This is a genomic window from Ligilactobacillus aviarius subsp. aviarius DSM 20655 (assembly GCF_001436315.1).
In the GTDB taxonomy this organism is placed as follows: Bacteria; Bacillota; Bacilli; order Lactobacillales; family Lactobacillaceae; genus Ligilactobacillus; species Ligilactobacillus aviarius.
Genome location: NZ_AYZA01000019.1, coordinates 220,493 through 237,523 on the forward strand (window position 1 = coordinate 220,493; position 17,031 = coordinate 237,523).

Below are 17,031 nucleotides of genomic sequence, written 5' to 3' on the forward strand. Positions count from 1 at the left end.
AAGGAGGAATCTTTTATGATCGATCGGATTGAAAAATCGGCCTGTACATCTGTCATGGTTGGGAAAAAAGCGTCATTAAACGGCTCAACATTTATTGCCCGCAATGAAGATCGGCTCGTTGCCATCTATCCGAAACGCTTTTTGATTCAACCAGCAGTCAGCGGTCGCAAAGAAGTTTACAAATCAACTTATAACAAGCTTGAAGTGCCGTTACCCGAATCTGGTTATCGGTATTCTTCAACTCCAAACGTCACAATGGAAGACGGACTCAATGAAGAAGACGGCTTTAACGAAAAGGGCGTTGGCGAGTCTGCAACCGAAAGTGTTTATGCCAATGAACGCGTGTTAGCATGCGATCCATACAACAAGGATGGGTTGGCTGAAGATTCAATGACAACACTTGTTTTACCGTTCATTAATTCTGCTCGTGAAGGAGTTCAATATTTAGGCAAATTAATTGCCAAATACGGCGCCGCTGAAGGAAACGGCGTTCAATTCAACGACCGCGATGAAGTTTGGTACATGGAAATCGCAACTGGTCATCACTGGGTTGCCATTCGCATTCCCGATGACTGCTATGCCGTTGCGGCTAACCAAATCGCAATTGAAGAAATTGATTTTAATGATCCGGACAACTTTATGTGGTCTGGCGGTATCCAAGAATTCGTTGAACAAAACCACTTAAATCCGGATGAAGGTCACTTCAATTTCCGGCATATTTTTGGAACGGATACTGAAAAAGACCACCATTACAACACGCCACGGGTATGGTTTGCTCAGCGGTATTTGAATCCTGAGGTTGATCAGGACCCTGAATCACCAAATATGCCGTTTATCCGCAAGCCAAGCCGGAAACTTTCGCTTGAAGATATTCAGTATATTTTAAAATCACACTACAACGAAACAAAGTATGATCCGCTTGGAAACGGTGATCTTCGTGACCGGAAGAAATACCGGGCAATTTCACTTTCGCGGACTGCCAACTCACACATTCTCGAAATGCAGTCAAATGGTGAAGGGGTTCAATGGCTTTCGTTGGGTGTGCCGGCATTTTGTCCGCACATTCCATTCTTTACGAATGCTAACGACACTGATCCCTCATACAGCAATACACCCGTAAAAATGGATCTGCAAACGGACAGTGCTTACTGGTTGTATGAAACATTAGCAATGGTCGTTGAAAGTCACTATGCTGACTTTATCCAAGATGATTTAGATTTTCAAAAGAAACTTTCACAATGGAGTCATGCTAAAGTTAACGAAGTCAATGATTACGTTGCTGCGCATGACTTAAAAGGCGAGGCTTTAACTAAATTCTTAACCGATCAAAATCATGAGATCGTTGCCCATTGCAACCAACGGACAAAGGAGTTTATCGCGGAATTGATTACCCGTGGAACTGAACTGTCTGGGTTAACATTCAAGATGGACCCAAACTTATAATAAAGAAACAAATAACCGCATGAAATCAATGCTCATGCGGTTTTATAATGCTCAAAATATTTAAATGGTTGCGAAATGGTCGCAATGCTTTACAAATTATCCAATTCACTAATTAATTTTCGCTTGGCTTTTTTAGTAACATGAAGATATATTTTTTCGGTTACGTTGGAAGAATGACCAACTCGTTCTTTAATAACATACAACGGCACTCCAAGTTCTGCAAGTTTAGAGATATGCGTATGGCGGAAAATATGCGTTGTTAGGTGTTTATTCAAACCGAGTTTGCTTTCGACACGTTTCAAGTATTGATTGATATTAACGGGGTGGTAGGGCGTTCCGTTCTGCGTTTCAAAAATAAAGCTGCTTTTATGCGGCGTTTTCTTTTCAAAATTTAAAATTTCGATTGCCCGTTTTGAAAGTTCAATATCCCGGACCGATTTTTTAGTTTTAGGAGAATTTGATTTGCTTCTGCTTTTCGATGAAACATCTAGATAGTTGAGTGTCCCGGTAACACTTGCAAAGTATGCCCCGTCAATATTTTTAATATCATCAAATTTTAAAGAAGCAGCTTCTCCAAAACGCATTCCTGTAAGGTATAACCATTCAATCAGCGCGGCGTATGGTTTGTTTTCGTTCCAAGTATAATCAAGAATAGCTTGCATTTCGTCATCTTCAAGAAATTTATTCTCAATATTAGGCGCTTCTTCTCTTTTCCAAACAATTTCGACTTCTTTCATCGGGTTCTTATCTATGTATTCTGATTGCTTAGCCCATTTAAAAAACGTATTCAGGCGATAATACATATTCTTAACGGTGTTCACTCTCAAACCTGAATTATATTGAATATAGTCAATTTTCTTTTCGATAAAGTGGGGTGTAATGTTTCGCAAAAGCGTATCTTCATCAAAATATTTATTAATTTGACTTTGGAAAGTGCATTTTAAGGAAATATAAGTTGAACGTTTGGTGTTATTTTTCCGAAACTCTAACCATTTATCAATGGCGTCGCATAGCCTAATATTTTTCTGAACAGGGGAAAGAGTGCTTTTCTCTACTGCTTTTTCAATGCGTTCTGTTAAGATTATCCGAGCCTGTTTCTGTGCTGCTCTTGATTTGGAATTTAGGGTGCAGGACACTGTTTTGCGTTTTTCGGTCAGCGGGTCTTTGTAATCTTGAAAATATCTAAATTTCCCATTTCTTTCTTTGATATACAACTCCAGTTCTCCTTTCTAGAATGTACGTTCGGCATAAGTGCTAAATAAAAGCCCCGAAAGTGGGGGCTAAAATAATTGCATATTAGTCTTTATTTAAACTTTTTGAAACAGCTATTTGAGCCACTGCTTCTTTTTCCACTTCTTCTTCATTCTGGTGTACCCATTTTTGAATAAAGAAAGCGTCAATTAATGCCCAGGGGCCTGAAATGATAGCGCCAAAAAATGTCAATGTTAGAATAAGCATTACAACTGCGGAACCTGTTTTCTTTAAATAAAAACGATGTGCGCCAAATGCACCTAAGAAAAGCCATAGCAACCATGCTACAACTGATTTCTTTGCTTTATTAGCAACTTGACTATCAACTAAAATTTTTTCTTGTGCATTTAGTTGATTATATGCAATTGAATGATTCATTAAGAATCCCTCCTAAATATATAATCCTTAGCTTTTTATGTCTTCAAGGTTTGGACAGTTAAGCAATTCCTTTAATAATCTTTTTAATCTCATCGCAAAGATAGGACAGCTTATTTTTTTGAAGAAAGTTCATGAAATTAATATCTTCAACATCGCAGCCAGTGCAACTTGCGTATTCTTGTGCCAGTTCCTTAATCATAAAAGAATTAGCGTTCCATTCTTCTTTGCAATGGCTACTGAATGTAGAATTGTAAATTTCACAACCGTCTTCGCCGTTGATTGCATGCCCTAGTTCGTGAAGAATAATCATCTCTTGCTCTTGCTCCGAAAGATTGTTATTTATGACTATGTGTTTTATTCTTTGTATATAGTATCCTTTGTGATCTAAATTATTATTAAATATAATATGTATGTTGTTTCTCTTAAGAAGGTCTTTAATTTTTTTATTCACAAAACCAACTCACTTTTTTAATTTAGGAAGGAGACTTCAATATGAATAAGATGCTTGATTTACCAGAAGTAATTGAAACCCCAAAACACTTTTTCTATGGACCAGTTGATATACACTTTGGTACAACAGAAAAGGCCAAAGTCGAAAAACTTGCAGACGGAATGGTGAAGATTACTAAATCATTTATTGCAAAAGATTACACATATCAAGAGAGTATGGACCCATTCGAAGGTTTTGGAAGTACGTCATCAGAAAAATAGTTTAATAAACTGATTTAAAGCCGTTCGTGGAGTAAGCGGAATGCCGTTTTCATGAAGGCTTTTTTTGATTCTCTTCCAAATTTCAGGAGTATTGGCAGCTGATAGATAGTCGTGTCCTTGTGTTGTTAACCCGTCAATTTTGAATAGGTATCCATCTTTAGTCTGTTGAACTGTTCCACGTACCAATCCATCATCAATTAAATTCAGGACAATCTGATTAATTTCAAAAATTATCTTATTACCAGGTATCTTATTTTTAGTAACTAATTTTTCTAACTTACTATTTTGCCGAAGATTATCTAACAGTTCATCATTTCTAACGGGGTACAAGTCATTAATCTGATTAAGTACAATGTTATAAAATTCCGTATAAACCTTGTTATTCATTATTTCTCCCTATTAGACCTTATTTTTTCTTTTCCATATAAGCTCTGATAATGCCTTCGATGATTTCTCTATCATTATCAGTCATAGGCTTACCATCAAAGCTCATGACGGAGTTGAGCGCTTCTTGCACAGTGAAATCATCTTTATTTTTCTTTCGTTGTTCACTTCTGCCTAAAAGATAATCGGTTGTAACACCGAAATAATTTGCAATGTTTCCGAGAGTATCAGCACCGGGCACAATTCTTTCTGTTTCCCATGCACCGATAGTCTGCTGAGATACATTTAACTTTTCAGCCAATTCACGTTGGCTCATTTTTCTTTCTTTTCGTAATTCTCTAATGCGTGAACCTAACATGATAAAAACTTCCTTTAAAATATTTAATTAACTTACTATAAAAAATAGTATATTACTATTTATAGTAGTTAGCATTAAGAAAATGTATTTTACTAATTAAAATAGAAAAATATTAAAAAAAGTATTGACTTACTATTTAGAGTAGTATATTATAATAAACGTAATGAGTTAGGAGGTGTTAATTTGAAAACAAAACTCAAGGTTTTAAGAGCAGAAAGAAACATCACGCAAGAACAGCTTGCGGAAGCGTTGGGAGTGAAGCAAAACGTTGTTTCAACTTGGGAACGTGGCACAGCAACTCCTAAAGCTCAAATGATGCAAAAGATTGAAGATTATTTCAATGTACCAAAGGAAGATATTTTTTTTACAGCTTTTGACTATTATAAGTAGTTAAATTTATTCAAAATCGATTAATTTACTACTTAAACTAGAAAGGACATATAAGATGAACGAATTACAAAACTTTAATTTTAACGGTGCTCAGGTACGAGCATTAACGATTGATAATGAACCTTACTTTGTGGGTAAGGACGTTGCCGAAATTCTTGGATATAAGAATTCGAGAAAAGCATTGAAAGATCATGTTGATGATGAAGATAAGGGGGTAACAAAATGTGACACCCTTGGAGGAAAGCAAAATTTGACTGTCATCAACGAATCAGGTCTTTACTCATTGATCATCAGTTCCAAACTTCCAAGTGCAAAGCAATTCAAGCACTGGATTACAAGTGAAGTTCTTCCAGAAATCCGTAAGCATGGTGCTTACATGACAGACCAGAAAGCGGAAGCAATTGTAACTGACAAGAACGCTTTGGCAGACTTACTTCAACAAGCAAGCGACCAGCTTAAAGCAAAAGACATTCAGATTGAAGAAATGAAACCTAAAGCATTGTTCGCGGACGCTGTTTCAGCAAGTAAGCAAACCGTTTTAATCGGAGAACTTGCCAAGATTATGAAAGGCAACGGAATTGAGATTGGTCAAAATCGTTTGTTTGCTTGGTTAAGAAAGCATGGATATTTAATCAGCCGAAAGGGAACTGATTACAATATGCCGACACAAAAGGCAATGAATTTAGGTTTGTTCAAAATCAAGGAAACAACAATCACACACAGCGACGGTCATATTTCAGTAAACAAAACGCCGAAGGTTACCGGCAAAGGTCAACAGTATTTTGTGAACAAGTTCTTGAAAATGCAAGAGATTGCTTAGAAAGGAAACCTAAAAATTGAATAAAAGAATCAAAAAGAAGCTTACTAAAGTAATTTATAATTCTCGAAAAACTTTAGCAGAAAGAATAAGAGCCGCAAAGCGACTCATGAAATCCTAGCCTAGCGTTGATGTTTATTCAAAATAAAATCTGTAAATTTAACAATTAATTGTCCATCTTTTGATGATTCTGATATGCGTTCCTGCTTTAAAAACTCTTGAGTTATTGAAAGTAAATTAGTTGCAAATTTAGCCTCTGCTGGAGTCATGATTTTATTTTTCAAAATTACACCTCCCTTCAGAAGGAAATAAACAAATTATAGCAGAAAGGAAGATTCAAATGAGCTTGGAATTAATCACAGAAGAAGAGTTCATCAGGAAATATATTCCTGTTGAAACGAAAGAAAAGAAACAGGCTTTCGCTCGTAAGAAGCAAGATTGCTTGGATATGGGTTACACGGACGTATTTATCAAACCGTATCACAATCAAATCTTTGTTAACGAAAGACGGTATCAAGATTTCTTGATTGAGAAATCACGGCGGAATTTTGAAGAAAGAAAAGCTGCTGCATTAAACGCAGCTAAATTTTAGGAGGTCATCGAAATGAAGGTAAATTGGTTAGTCGTTGATACAGGGTTATGGGTCTACATCATCACGAGTTTGTTAAATGCTTCACTTGTTGCTTCTTGGGTAATGTGGTTAGCGATGATTTTACCGCTAATTCACGTTTGTAAGAAGAGCAACGATGAAATCAAAGAAAGGAAGATGTTGAATGATCGCACAAAAAAAGCCCGGTAATACCGAGCCAAATATTATGACAAATGATTTTAACAGTTCTAATTATTTCAAAAAAGTACACCAAATTCAAGTGTTTCGTAGAGAATTGCCATTAATTTTAGAACGTAATCCGTTAGAACAACGCATTGAGTTGTTAGAAAAGATGATACCTAAGATTGAAATTGAGCAAATGGCAATCTTTGCAAGACAACTTCAAGACGCATATATCGCAGTTTGGTATTCAGAGAATGCGGGAGGAAATCTATGGAAACGGAAGAAGTTATCCAAAAAGCGAATCGAATCGCATTAAAACTTTATGGCTGGTATGAAGACGTTGTTATGATCCCGTTTCAAAAGAACTTACATAGCAGCGAAGAAACGATAACAATTGCTATGCAGCATAAAAGAAAAGAATTTATTTATCAAAAGCGACGTGAAGATGAGATAAATAAATTCTTTGATGATTTGAAAAAGTATTGTAATAGGTCTCCGCAAGTTAGTTATTCATTTGCACAATTCGGAACAACGCATTGTGGGACTGATACTAATACGATTTTAGTTGGTTTTCATATCGATGTTTGAAATAAACCAAAAATTGCGTGGAAACATCGATTCTTTACCGTAGGAATCTTTAACTATGTAGTTTTTAATTTCTTGCGAAATTAAATCATTTGATTCGATTAGATCGTAACCACTAAAAATTTTTTCAGAACCATCGTGATAGATACACGATAATGATTCGACATTATCCACGATTTTAGTGATTCCTCCATGTACAGATTGAAAACATAAAGTTAACATTTTTTCACCTCCTTTCAAAAGGAGATAGCTCAATTATACAAGAAAGGACAGAGTAAAAACTATGACAAATGAATTGACAGAAACAACAATCAACGTTGAGATGGGAACACCGGAAATTAAAATCACAAACAAAGAAAAACTTGACGCATTAGTTAACGCAGTAGTGAAGAAATATTCCGGAATTGTTGTCACGAAAGACACATTAAAAGAGTGCAAGAAAACATTGACCGAGCTTCGTAAATTAAGCAAGGAATTAAACGCTAAGCGCCTTGAAAAACAACGTGAATATGAAACTCCAGTCAAGAAATTTAAATCGCAAATTGACGCTTATATCAACCAAATCAACGATGTTATTTCAGACATCAAGCAAGGTACAGACGAATTTGAAGAAAAGCGCAAAGTTGAAAAACAAACCGCAATTCAGAATTTGATTAACGAAATGGCTGTTAATTATGGCGTTGACCCTGAAACGATTGAAATTGATAAAAAGTGGCTTAACAAATCAATCACGATGAAGAAAGTTGCGGAAGAAATCAGCAACAAGATGAAAGAACAGCAACGCCTTGATGATGATTGGAAAATCATTAAGAAATACGCACAAGACAAAGGAATGTTGGCAGATCATTACCAAACTTATATTGGTGTTTTTTCGGCGTTTGAAATCGAAAAGATGATTGATGAAGACGCCGACAAGAAAGCGGCACAGGAACGTGAAGCAGTTAAGGAAAAGCAACTCGATTCCACTATTGATAAAGAAACCGGCGAAATTAAACAAGCCATTCAGCAAGTTACTTTCACGATTAAAGGAACGGAAGAACAGCTTAATGAAGTTGCTTCTTATCTTAAAAATAGCGGTGTTGAAATTGTATCAGCTTCGAACCGCGAAACAGTGATTGGAGGTTAAGGACATGACCGAAACAAAATCGAAGCGTGCAGAAATTTTTGAAAAACTATCGGCGGTTGATGTTGCACCACTAATTAAGAAGAAAAACGGACTTGATTATTTAAGTTGGGCGAATGCATGGGCGGTGTTAATGGAATATTATCCGAACTCAACTTATCAAATTAAGGAATTTGACGAAGTTCAATTCGATAAGCAAACCGGGACATAGCAACCAACTGGACGGAAACTTGACTATCTCAAAACAGACGCCGGCGTTGAAGTGGAAGTTGAAGTCAATATTGACGGCGAAACATTCGGACAGAAGCTTTATGCAATGGACTTTCGGAACAAAGCAATCAAAGAACCAACGTACGTTGAAATCAACAAAGCACAGCAACGTTGCTTGGTCAAAGCAATCGCAATGGCTGGTTTAGGCTTGAACCTGTATCAAGGCGAAGACCTACCGACAGGGGAAACAATCAAGCGAAATGGTATCAGCAAAGAACAGCAAGAAGAACGTCAGAAATTAGGTGTTAAGAAAGCCGCTTATTTCTCACTTCTAGCGCAAGTTTCCAAAGCCACGGGAAAAACACCGGACGAGCTTAAAAAACTCGCTGGCGAACGTGTCAACGCCGAATACGCCGGTTCTCAATTAAGTGTGTTGGAAACATACGAATATGGCATTAAAGCTCTCCAAGATATTCTTGCAGAAAGTAAGGCTGGATAATGTTTGGACGTTTGCTAAAAGTACAAGGAAACAAAGTTGAGATTGAACTCGATGATGAATTTGATTTCAACAAGGTTGAACGGTTTGCCAATGGTAAGCAACCAGTGGTGGAGCTCAACGTCAATGACGGAAGAACAATCACGCCTGACCAACGAAAGAAGGTTTGGGCTTTACTCAATGATTTCTGCCGGTACACAGGTTATTCACTTGATGAAGCTGAAATCTTGTTCAAGTCATTAACTCGCAGCAAGTACAACATTGAACCATTCAGCTTGTCTGATTGTTCAGTAACAACGGGCTGTCTGATGATTGAAGCCATTCTTGAGTTCTTGTTTGATAACGATATTCCATTTCAAACGAAGACTTGGGACGCTATTCCGAGCTGGTTTAAAAAACAGTCGCTTTGTTTAAAGAAAAGAATTTGCGTAATCTGTGGAAAGCCTGCAGATAGAGCACACGTTCACGCCGTTGGAATTGGTCGTAATCGTTCAAAAATTAGTAATAAAGGAAATTACGTAATGTCATTATGCCGAGTTCATCATCTAGAACAACATTCACTTGGACTAAAAACTTTTATAGAAAAGTATCACATTAAACCTATCAAGGTAACGAGAGATATAGCGAAAGAAATCGGGTGGAAATATGAATGAAAAGTGGAAAGATATTCCAGGCTTTGAAGGGGTTTACCAAGCGTCAAACTTAGGACGTGTAAAGAGTTTTCCTCACAAAATAAATATTCCGAATAAACATTGCAACAACACAGCTTATTCAAGAGAAAAAATTCTTAAACAAAGGCAGACGCAAGACGGATATAAGCAAATTAGTCTAAAAGGGAAAACGTATAAAGTTCATAGATTAGTGTTATCAGCTTTCTCAGGCAAACCGCTTGACTATCCGCTGCAGGTTAATCATAAGGACGAAAACGTGCAAAACAACAACATCGAAAATTTAGAATGGTGCACTCCAAGCTATAACGTAAATTACGGAAATAGGAATAAGAAAGTATCTGAAAAGTTAGGAGTAAGGGTTAAAGCAGTTTCGAGTAAAGGGGAAATTCGTTATTTCAAAAGTCAATCCGAAGCAGGAAGAGTTCTTGGACTTAGGCGTAACCACATATCAGAAATTGTAAACGGAAAAAGAGAAACATGTAATGGCTGGCATTTTGAAAAGGTGGTAAGCGAATGAGCAACGTAAAACGTTATGAGAAAAATAATTTCACAATCACTGACAATAAGCTAATCAAAGATGACCGCTTAAGCTGGAAAGCTCGGGGAATTTTTCAATACTTATGGGCAATGCCTAGCGATTGGAATTTTTACGTTGATGAAGTTGCTAAGCATTCCAAAAACAGCGTTGGAGCTTTACAAAGTGGACTTTCAGAACTCGAAAAGTTTGGATATTTAAAACGGATAAGGCTTCACGGAAAAGACGGTCATTTCAGCAGAATGGCTTGGGAACTTAGTGATACCGGCGATTTCACCATCAACCCGGAAAACCATTCAATGGAAAACACCATCAATGGGAAAAACCATCGAATGGGAAATCGCCCACTACTAAATACTAATAATACAAATAAAAAAGAAACACTAAATAAAAAGAATACTAAAGATATATTGTCGAGTTCACACTCGACCGCAGTTCCTGAAATCATTGATTATCTCAATTCCAAGATTGGAACTCATTATCGAGCAACTACTCGGAAAACTCAATCGCTGATTAAAGCTCGTATGAATGAGGGCTTTACTGTTGATGATTTCAAAATCGTTATCGATAACAAGGCAGCTGAATGGAGTAAGGACGAACGTATGAGTAAGTATCTAAGACCTGAAACATTGTTTGGTACAAAGTTTGAAAGTTATCTGAACCAACAAAGCAGAGTTGGAAAAGCCGAACCGGTTAATGATTTCAACTTTGACTAGGAAGGAGTAAACATGCAGAATGCTTTTGATAACTTAGCAGGAAAAAAGATTGTTGACCCGAAAACAGGGAATGAATATCAGATACCTATTTTAACAAGAGAACAAGGGCTTGCTGCTTCCAAAGCAAAAGAACAGGAGCAGGTTAATAGGTATCTTAAACGACTGCCTGAACAGTTCGTCAGGGAAAATTCAATGCTTAATGAGTATGACGTATTAGAACGCAGTTTCGGAAAACTTGAAAGAGTATCTGATGAATTTGTTGAAATCACAAAGCAAGTTAAACAAATTGCGGAAGATTTCAAAGCCGGCAAACGATACAACGTGTTATTTCAAGGAAAACAAGGGCGAGGGAAAACAACCCTTGCAGCGTGTTTGATTAATGACGTTGTTCACAACAGTAAAAAGCCAACGATGTGCGCCATTGTAAACGCAACGAAAATTGGAAACTTAGTTAATACCTATGATGACGCTAGGGCAGAAAAAGAACGTAAGAAATCAGATTTTGAAGTATTTATTAAACGTTTCAAAGAAAAATGCGACATCTTAGTGATTGATGATTTAGGGAAAGAAGCTAATTTGCAAACCGAAGAACGGGAAGCAAATAACTTAATTCAAAGCGCATGGTACAGAATTGCGGATATTTCGTTGAGAAAAAACAAGGCTGTGGTAATCACAAGCAATTTTTCAACCGCTGAATTAAATCACATGTATAATTCAGCAACCTTAAGTCGTTTGTTTATGGGAGCAAGAAATCACAGTATCACATTTAATGGAGAACGCATTGGAGATTACAGACAGAGGACTGAGGCATAAGACATGATAGAAGATTTTGATAAATGGGCTAGTATCTCGGAAAACAGAGACTTGTTGTACGAAATCTTAGATAAAGAATACCCAGAATTAAAGGAGGAGTAAACATGATAGGACTTGAACAACAACTTGAAATCCTTGACAGTGCTTTGGAAGAAGCTAACACACAAGATCAATTTGTTCAGTTAATTCAAACTGCAACAATGACGCTTCAAAAAGCGATTGACGTTTCAAAGTTTGAATTCGTTGACGGAACTGACGAAAAGCATTTTGAAAGTCATCTTTCGCCAATCATTAAGCAAATTGATGATATGTACGATTGGGCGATTGGAAAAATGAAACCTTAAATGGAGATGAGACGATGAAAGCCGAAGATCGAAAGCAAATCATGCTTTTTAAAAAGAATATTGATGAACATATGCAAGATTTTGAACAAGACATTGATTCACCGGTTAATGCGTATGATGACGCTTGTAAAGCAAGAATGGCAATTAACGAAATGATTCATCTATTCAAAATTCAAGGATATGTTGAAGATTAATCTAGGACAGTTTAGGCGGTGCAACTCCGCCACTAGATGTTGCCGCATTCTGTCAGAGCGGCTAAAAGAACTTTAGTCCTATTTCTCCTCTTAATTGGTTTTAGAAAAGATATATATGCACGTTTAATTAATCTGACAGAGTCCTGTATGGTTTCCGAAGTTCGAGTCTTCGGCAGGGCTTTGCAGCCTTTGAGATACGGGCTGCCAAATTTAAATTTAGGAGATGAAAAATCTCCATAAAAAGTCTTTGCTGTATCTCAACTCAAAAAATTTATACTCCTGACTTAACGACTGTCAAAGGTCGTTGAGCCTTTGCAGGTTTTAAGGTGTACCTGCTAAAAAAATACACCGGTCTAATACATGTGGTTAGGGAATGCAACCACAACCAAAATTTATACAGAAGAGAGATGAAAAATCTCCTTTAAGTGCTTATTCTTATCGCATTCCACAACGGATATTGAGTCATCAACTTTTAAGCCGGCGGATCGCTTAGGAAGTGCAAGCGAACCGTAAGAAATGAAATCAAAACATGAAAGTGAAGTGAGAAAGCAACTCTCAATCAATATTAATCAGCGCTTCAACCAAAATTGAATATTTACAACCTAAAAAATTTTCCAATATCGAGAGTCTGCTAGTTGTCAGAGGCTAGCAGGTTATTCCGGGAAGTGATTCTCGGAACTATTCATACTAACCTATTTGTCTTTTTCGACTTGTCAGCTTTCATCGGCTGGCAAGCCTTTGCGGGAAACCGCAAAAAAATATAACACAAGAGGGTTATCTCCCTTCAAACTCTCTTAACAAGCAGGCTTGCTGATTGTCAAAGGTCAGTAAGTCATTCAGCGAGAAACAAAGTGAGCTGATTAGTTTCAAGCTGATACCAATTCAAAAAGAAAGAAGGGAAACTTTCTTTCCGTTAATTTCGTAAACAACATCAGCTCACATATTCTGACACGCTGTTTTTTGTTCTGTGGTCGAAATTAATGCCGTAGAACGGTTTTAAAAGAAAAGAGGTGGAATTATACCGAAAGAAACTAAAAACGCTTAGAAGCGAAAATACAGCATAAGAGATTTTAATTTGTACTTTGAAAAATGAATAACGCAAAACTCACAACTTACCTTATGATTTTCCGCTATTCGCTTTTCAAAATTTCCTTTTATAGAAAATTTATAAACTTCCAGGCTTAGCAGTTTTCGCAGGCTGCTAAGTCATTGCTCCTCGGACTTGGGAGCACAGGTATTACATTTTTTGCAATCTCAAAGTGATTGGGAAACGCAAATCAAGTTCAAATCGACCAACGAAAAGAGTAGCCGCATTGGTTTATCACGGTTCGACCCCGTGAGCGGCTGTTATCCGGATAAACAATTTTAAATTATGGAGTGAATTAAAAATGGCTAGATTTGTTAAAGTCGGAAAACGTGGCTCAATGATTAATGTTGAGCAAATTACGGCTATCTATCCGAATGAAAAATCGGATAAATATACAGTTTGCATAACCAGTGGGAGTGAATATTACGTGACTTACGATGAATTTCTTGAAATCACAGGGCAACGACAACGCCAAGTAAGTGACAAAAAGTATGCTATCAAAGTCTTTTGTGGAGATTATCCGGTTTACTTTTTGGATAAATACTTAGCGTTCAACCGTGAAACCGGTGCTCCCGTGATTACCACCAACGATGATGACAGCGGACGGCAAGCTCATTTCACAGAAAAGGAAATCGAAGAACTGAAAAAGTGCGATGACATAGCGATTGATTGGAACAAAGTAGAACTGGAGGAAGTGGACGATGGCGAATAAGAGAAAACTAGAGGACAATCTTAACAAAGTTTTTGATTGCAAAGATATTCACGTTCATGAAGTGCGAGACGTTGACGGTGCAAAATTAACTCAATTATTAATTACAAATTCAAATTTTAGTTTGAGAATGCAATTCGTAAAAAAGAACGGAGACGTTTTTACGCCGATTATGACTTTTCCAAAGATTAGCATGTCTAATTTTGGAAAGGCTATTGATTACGTCAAGGAATATTTTGACGAAAGGGGTTAAGCAACAAATGAACAATCGTTGGAGAAGACGTTATCGATTAGAAACGAGACATAAACTTAATACCTTTACAAAACAAATGGTGATATTGGATAGGAAATTTCAAGATTACTGGTGTAACCCACCTATGCCAAGTTTCAGGAAAGGGAAGAAATATTATGCAAAATAGATTTAAATTTAGAGCGTGGGACAGTATCGCAAAAGAGTATATTTTTGATTCGTATGCTTTATATGAATTGTTCGTAAACGATATAGATAATAGTTATCAAGTTGAGCAATGTACCGGCTTAAAAGATAAAAACGGAAAGCTGATTTATGAAGGAGATATTGTTGAAGTTACTTCACCAGAAAATTGGAACATCTTTGATGAGTATTCCAATTCTGAAATCTTAGGGAAGGGTGTTGTTGTCACAAAGCCAGGATGTGCATTTATTAAAAAGAATGATATTGATGGAGAAGAGAAGAAATATTATTTTGCTTTATATTCAGTAGTTGAAGACGCCAGTGTAGAAGTCATCGGTAACATTCACGAAAACTCGGAACTATTGGAGGGTAACAAATGACAACAATCAAAATTAACGACACATACCGTGTTGAAATTCATAATTATGATTTCGTTTTAATCAAACACAATGATAAATATGATGCCACTCTTGGGTATTTTCCAAGTCTGAAACATGCTTTATCGTGGCTGAAACGTGAAGAAGCTAAATCATTAGGGACGTTAACCATTGATGAATATATCAATGAATTACGGAAATTAGAAAGCTGGACGGGAGAGATTTTAAATGAGCAAAAGAATTAAATATTTTATTTATGGTTTTGTAGCAGTGTTAGTTATGATTTTGGCAGGTTGTGGGATCCATTGGTATTTCACTTCAACCGCAAGTGGAATAAGAACAGCCGTTAATTTCAAATCAAACGTTAATAACGGCATGGAACGTGAAATTACAGTATATAACGCTGACGGTAAAGTAATCATGCACATGAAAGGCAAGTTCGATATTCAACATTCAAATAGATCATTGCAATATATCGACCAAAACCACATGAAACACAATATTTACTTTGGAGATAACACAACAGTGACAGTTAATGAGGTGAAGAAATAGATGAGTAAGCGAAACAAAAAGCGTAGCGTATTGAAGAAACGCAAGCGGAGAATGAACTACAACGGTATTAAACCGGGCAACTTAGTTCAATGGCAAGGCATGAAATACAAAGTTGTTGCTTTGCTAAAACATGGCTGTTTGTTACTTGATAACGGAGCAAAACTGCAAGCAAAGGAGTGTGAACGTCTTTCTCAATAAAGAGAGGAGAATAACAATGAAAATGCCAAAAGCAAAAATTGAAGTTTCTCTTACTGGAAAACAGATAATGGAAATTGCTTCATCGACAATAGGTAGATCATTAGATGAACCGTTACGAACGATTGCTTTTATGGGTTTAGATAATCGTTGGCATTTATTCGGGAAGAATGACAGAGATTTAATGTTTAAGAATCCAGCAAAAAATAAGTACGAAATCATTTTGAATGGTGAAGCAATCGCAGTCAGTAAAGATACTTGGGATGAATTTAGACATGTAACCGCAGGACTAGAAAGGACGGAAAAATAATGGACGAATTAATTGAAAAAGTAAAAGCATGGGCAAAGGAACGCGGAATTGATAAGCAACCAGCAGACGCAGGCTATCGGAAAACCGTTGAAGAACTGGGTGAACTCTCATCAGCTTATTCACGACAAAACAAAGCAATGATGATTGATAGTCTAGGCGATACAGCAGTTTGCTTAATCAATCTAGCAACTCAAATGGGCTTAGATTTCAACGAATGCTTGGAACATGCTTACAACGAAATTAAAGACCGCAAAGGCAAGACAGTCAACGGTGTATTTGTCAAAGAAGCAGACTTAAAGAACGGAAAGGATAATCAATAATGTTCGGGAACAATAAACAAGAAACAATCACACGAATTAATGAATTAACCAATGAAGCAGAAAAGCTGCACCGCAAGATTTTTAAGTTAAGAACTTTCGTTGAAAGTACAAATTGCAAAAAGCTGACTGCCGATGAAGGAACTTACATCAAAGCATGCTGGCTTCAACTCGACAACATGGAAAGCTATTACGAAAACTTGCAAGAACGAGCTATTCAGCTCCAAGGAACGTTGGAAAAATAGTCATGGAATTGGTCGCAAGTATCATCTTTGAAATGGTGTTATTCGTTTTGATTATTGCTTTGAAAAAATAAAAAAAGCGCCGTTCAGGCACTCCGCTAAAAATTCATTCAACTAATTATATCATAAGGAAGTGGAATGCATGGACGGGTCAGAATTGACAGCACTATTCGAATATGACGATGAACAAACCGCAAAGAACGTGAGTGAATTTTTCAAGAATTTCAAGCGTATCAGTCGCATGGCAGGAGAAGACCCGGCAGCGCTGAAATCGCCAGTGATTTCTGATATTCCAGTCAGTCATGACGGCGGGAATCATAATGAAGATAGATTGGTCGAACATGCTAACGCCACCGACCTTGCGCCGAAGATAATGAATGACGTTCGCTTTGCTTTGAGCCATATTTCGAAACGGTCGAAATCAATCATCATTGGAGTGTACATTGATGAACTCACTCAAGAGTCAATGGCTGATAGAATACTTTGCAGCAAGACATCATTCAAGGCTTACAAGAAGATTGCACTGAATGAATTTGCTGACTCGTTAAGTTCGCCAAAGACGTTGTTAAGAATTGATTTACACGAAAACAACGGGAAAGGGCTAGTTGTTGGCTAGCT

General features: G+C 36.9%; 31 protein-coding genes and 1 pseudogene. 26 read left to right on the plus strand and 6 right to left on the minus strand.

Annotated elements, in window-relative coordinates:
- Window positions 1–15 precede the first annotated feature (15 nt).
- The gene (locus FC33_RS04840; RefSeq protein ID WP_057827487.1) at window positions 16–1,443 is read left to right on the plus strand and encodes a C69 family dipeptidase; all 1,428 of its coding nucleotides are present in this window, start codon (window positions 16–18) and stop codon (window positions 1,441–1,443) included.
- Between the two features lie 89 nt (window positions 1,444–1,532).
- Here the strand turns inward: FC33_RS04840 and FC33_RS04845 are convergent, their stop codons facing one another.
- From FC33_RS04845 to FC33_RS04855, 3 genes are all read right to left on the minus strand, one after another.
- Window positions 1,533–2,657, minus strand: coding sequence for a tyrosine-type recombinase/integrase (locus FC33_RS04845; RefSeq protein ID WP_057827488.1), 1,125 nt, complete (start codon window positions 2,655–2,657; stop codon window positions 1,533–1,535).
- 82 nt (window positions 2,658–2,739) lie between these two features.
- Window positions 2,740–3,072, minus strand: a complete 333-nt coding sequence (locus tag FC33_RS04850; RefSeq protein WP_057827489.1) for a TM2 domain-containing protein — start codon at window positions 3,070–3,072, stop codon at window positions 2,740–2,742.
- A gap of 58 nt (window positions 3,073–3,130) precedes the next feature.
- Window positions 3,131–3,523 (minus strand): ImmA/IrrE family metallo-endopeptidase, encoded by a 393-nt coding sequence (locus FC33_RS04855; RefSeq protein ID WP_057827490.1) that lies wholly within the window; start codon window positions 3,521–3,523, stop codon window positions 3,131–3,133.
- A 41-nt stretch (window positions 3,524–3,564) separates the two neighbouring features.
- Here FC33_RS04855 and FC33_RS04860 point away from each other — a divergent pair, with 41 nt between their 5' ends.
- Window positions 3,565–3,783 (plus strand): hypothetical protein, encoded by a 219-nt coding sequence (locus FC33_RS04860; RefSeq protein ID WP_057827491.1) that lies wholly within the window; start codon window positions 3,565–3,567, stop codon window positions 3,781–3,783.
- Here the strand turns inward: FC33_RS04860 and FC33_RS04865 are convergent.
- Complete coding sequence (locus FC33_RS04865) at window positions 3,772–4,170, minus strand: DUF2513 domain-containing protein (protein ID WP_057827492.1); 399 nt, start codon at window positions 4,168–4,170, stop codon at window positions 3,772–3,774. The two genes, FC33_RS04860 and FC33_RS04865, sit on opposite strands and share 12 nt — an antisense overlap.
- A 19-nt stretch (window positions 4,171–4,189) precedes the next feature.
- Window positions 4,190–4,525 carry a helix-turn-helix domain-containing protein gene (locus tag FC33_RS04870; protein ID WP_057827493.1) on the minus strand — a complete coding sequence of 112 codons (336 nt, stop codon included), beginning with the start codon at window positions 4,523–4,525 and terminating at the stop codon, window positions 4,190–4,192.
- 183 nt (window positions 4,526–4,708) lie between these two features.
- Here FC33_RS04870 and FC33_RS04875 point away from each other — a divergent pair, with 183 nt between their 5' ends.
- Both FC33_RS04875 and FC33_RS04880 read left to right on the plus strand, forming a co-directional pair.
- Entirely contained in the window at window positions 4,709–4,915 is a 207-nt protein-coding gene (locus FC33_RS04875; protein ID WP_057827494.1) for a helix-turn-helix transcriptional regulator, read from the plus strand.
- Between the two features lie 55 nt (window positions 4,916–4,970).
- A complete protein-coding gene (locus FC33_RS04880) occupies window positions 4,971–5,735 on the plus strand; it encodes a phage antirepressor (protein WP_057827495.1) in 765 nt (254 codons plus the stop codon).
- A 119-nt stretch (window positions 5,736–5,854) separates the two neighbouring features.
- Here the strand turns inward: FC33_RS04880 and FC33_RS08300 are convergent, their stop codons facing one another.
- Complete coding sequence (locus FC33_RS08300; protein ID WP_155519395.1) at window positions 5,855–6,016, minus strand: hypothetical protein; 162 nt, start codon at window positions 6,014–6,016, stop codon at window positions 5,855–5,857.
- Window positions 6,017–6,072: 56 nt separating this feature from the next.
- Here FC33_RS08300 and FC33_RS04885 point away from each other — a divergent pair, with 56 nt between their 5' ends.
- The 22 genes and pseudogenes from FC33_RS04885 (at window position 6,073) to FC33_RS05000 (ending at window position 17,029) form a co-directional block, all read left to right on the plus strand.
- Window positions 6,073–6,324, plus strand: coding sequence for a hypothetical protein (locus FC33_RS04885; protein ID WP_057827496.1), 252 nt, complete (start codon window positions 6,073–6,075; stop codon window positions 6,322–6,324).
- Window positions 6,325–6,336: 12 nt separating this feature from the next.
- Complete coding sequence (locus tag FC33_RS04890) at window positions 6,337–6,531, plus strand: hypothetical protein (protein ID WP_057827497.1); 195 nt, start codon at window positions 6,337–6,339, stop codon at window positions 6,529–6,531.
- Window positions 6,506–6,820 carry a hypothetical protein gene (locus tag FC33_RS04895; RefSeq protein ID WP_057827498.1) on the plus strand — a complete coding sequence of 105 codons (315 nt, stop codon included), beginning with the start codon at window positions 6,506–6,508 and terminating at the stop codon, window positions 6,818–6,820. Before FC33_RS04890 ends, FC33_RS04895 begins: the two co-directional genes overlap by 26 nt.
- The gene (locus tag FC33_RS04900) at window positions 6,775–7,092 is read left to right on the plus strand and encodes a hypothetical protein (protein WP_057827499.1); all 318 of its coding nucleotides are present in this window, start codon (window positions 6,775–6,777) and stop codon (window positions 7,090–7,092) included. The genes FC33_RS04895 and FC33_RS04900 overlap by 46 nt, the downstream gene beginning before the upstream one ends.
- A gap of 280 nt (window positions 7,093–7,372) precedes the next feature.
- Window positions 7,373–8,215: a DUF1351 domain-containing protein gene (locus tag FC33_RS04910; protein WP_057827501.1), complete on the plus strand. Its 843-nt coding sequence runs from the start codon at window positions 7,373–7,375 to the stop codon at window positions 8,213–8,215.
- A gap of 4 nt (window positions 8,216–8,219) precedes the next feature.
- A pseudogene (locus FC33_RS08465) lies at window positions 8,220–8,921 on the plus strand (Sak single strand annealing protein).
- Window positions 8,921–9,571, plus strand: coding sequence for a putative HNHc nuclease (locus tag FC33_RS04925; protein ID WP_057827504.1), 651 nt, complete (start codon window positions 8,921–8,923; stop codon window positions 9,569–9,571). The pseudogene FC33_RS08465 and the gene FC33_RS04925 overlap by 1 nt, the downstream one beginning before the upstream one ends.
- Complete coding sequence (locus tag FC33_RS04930; RefSeq protein ID WP_057827505.1) at window positions 9,564–10,106, plus strand: NUMOD4 domain-containing protein; 543 nt, start codon at window positions 9,564–9,566, stop codon at window positions 10,104–10,106. The genes FC33_RS04925 and FC33_RS04930 overlap by 8 nt, the downstream gene beginning before the upstream one ends.
- Window positions 10,103–10,840 (plus strand): conserved phage C-terminal domain-containing protein, encoded by a 738-nt coding sequence (locus FC33_RS04935; RefSeq protein ID WP_057827506.1) that lies wholly within the window; start codon window positions 10,103–10,105, stop codon window positions 10,838–10,840. Before FC33_RS04930 ends, FC33_RS04935 begins: the two co-directional genes overlap by 4 nt.
- Window positions 10,841–10,852: 12 nt before the next feature.
- On the plus strand, window positions 10,853–11,653 hold the full coding sequence (locus FC33_RS04940) for a DnaA ATPase domain-containing protein (protein WP_057827507.1): 801 nt from the start codon (window positions 10,853–10,855) through the stop codon (window positions 11,651–11,653).
- 104 nt (window positions 11,654–11,757) lie between these two features.
- On the plus strand, window positions 11,758–11,997 hold the full coding sequence (locus tag FC33_RS04945) for a hypothetical protein (RefSeq protein ID WP_057827508.1): 240 nt from the start codon (window positions 11,758–11,760) through the stop codon (window positions 11,995–11,997).
- A 14-nt stretch (window positions 11,998–12,011) separates the two neighbouring features.
- Entirely contained in the window at window positions 12,012–12,191 is a 180-nt protein-coding gene (locus FC33_RS04950; RefSeq protein ID WP_057827509.1) for a hypothetical protein, read from the plus strand.
- Between the two features lie 1,388 nt (window positions 12,192–13,579).
- Entirely contained in the window at window positions 13,580–13,990 is a 411-nt protein-coding gene (locus FC33_RS04955) for a hypothetical protein (RefSeq protein WP_057827510.1), read from the plus strand.
- On the plus strand, window positions 13,980–14,240 hold the full coding sequence (locus tag FC33_RS04960; protein ID WP_057827511.1) for a hypothetical protein: 261 nt from the start codon (window positions 13,980–13,982) through the stop codon (window positions 14,238–14,240). Before FC33_RS04955 ends, FC33_RS04960 begins: the two co-directional genes overlap by 11 nt.
- A gap of 155 nt (window positions 14,241–14,395) precedes the next feature.
- A complete protein-coding gene (locus FC33_RS04965; RefSeq protein ID WP_057827512.1) occupies window positions 14,396–14,800 on the plus strand; it encodes a YopX family protein in 405 nt (134 codons plus the stop codon).
- Entirely contained in the window at window positions 14,797–15,042 is a 246-nt protein-coding gene (locus tag FC33_RS04970; RefSeq protein ID WP_057827513.1) for a hypothetical protein, read from the plus strand. The genes FC33_RS04965 and FC33_RS04970 overlap by 4 nt, the downstream gene beginning before the upstream one ends.
- Window positions 15,026–15,349 (plus strand): beta-sandwich lipoprotein, encoded by a 324-nt coding sequence (locus FC33_RS04975; RefSeq protein WP_057827514.1) that lies wholly within the window; start codon window positions 15,026–15,028, stop codon window positions 15,347–15,349. The genes FC33_RS04970 and FC33_RS04975 overlap by 17 nt, the downstream gene beginning before the upstream one ends.
- Window positions 15,350–15,379: 30 nt before the next feature.
- Window positions 15,380–15,547, plus strand: coding sequence for a hypothetical protein (locus FC33_RS04980; protein ID WP_235803894.1), 168 nt, complete (start codon window positions 15,380–15,382; stop codon window positions 15,545–15,547).
- A 16-nt stretch (window positions 15,548–15,563) separates the two neighbouring features.
- On the plus strand, window positions 15,564–15,854 hold the full coding sequence (locus tag FC33_RS04985) for a hypothetical protein (RefSeq protein ID WP_057827516.1): 291 nt from the start codon (window positions 15,564–15,566) through the stop codon (window positions 15,852–15,854).
- Window positions 15,854–16,174 (plus strand): MazG-like family protein, encoded by a 321-nt coding sequence (locus FC33_RS04990; RefSeq protein ID WP_057827517.1) that lies wholly within the window; start codon window positions 15,854–15,856, stop codon window positions 16,172–16,174. Before FC33_RS04985 ends, FC33_RS04990 begins: the two co-directional genes overlap by 1 nt.
- Window positions 16,174–16,416, plus strand: a complete 243-nt coding sequence (locus tag FC33_RS04995; RefSeq protein WP_057827518.1) for a crAss001_48 related protein — start codon at window positions 16,174–16,176, stop codon at window positions 16,414–16,416. Before FC33_RS04990 ends, FC33_RS04995 begins: the two co-directional genes overlap by 1 nt.
- Window positions 16,417–16,555: 139 nt before the next feature.
- Window positions 16,556–17,029 (plus strand): ArpU family phage packaging/lysis transcriptional regulator, encoded by a 474-nt coding sequence (locus tag FC33_RS05000; RefSeq protein WP_057827519.1) that lies wholly within the window; start codon window positions 16,556–16,558, stop codon window positions 17,027–17,029.
- Window positions 17,030–17,031: the final 2 nt, after the last annotated feature.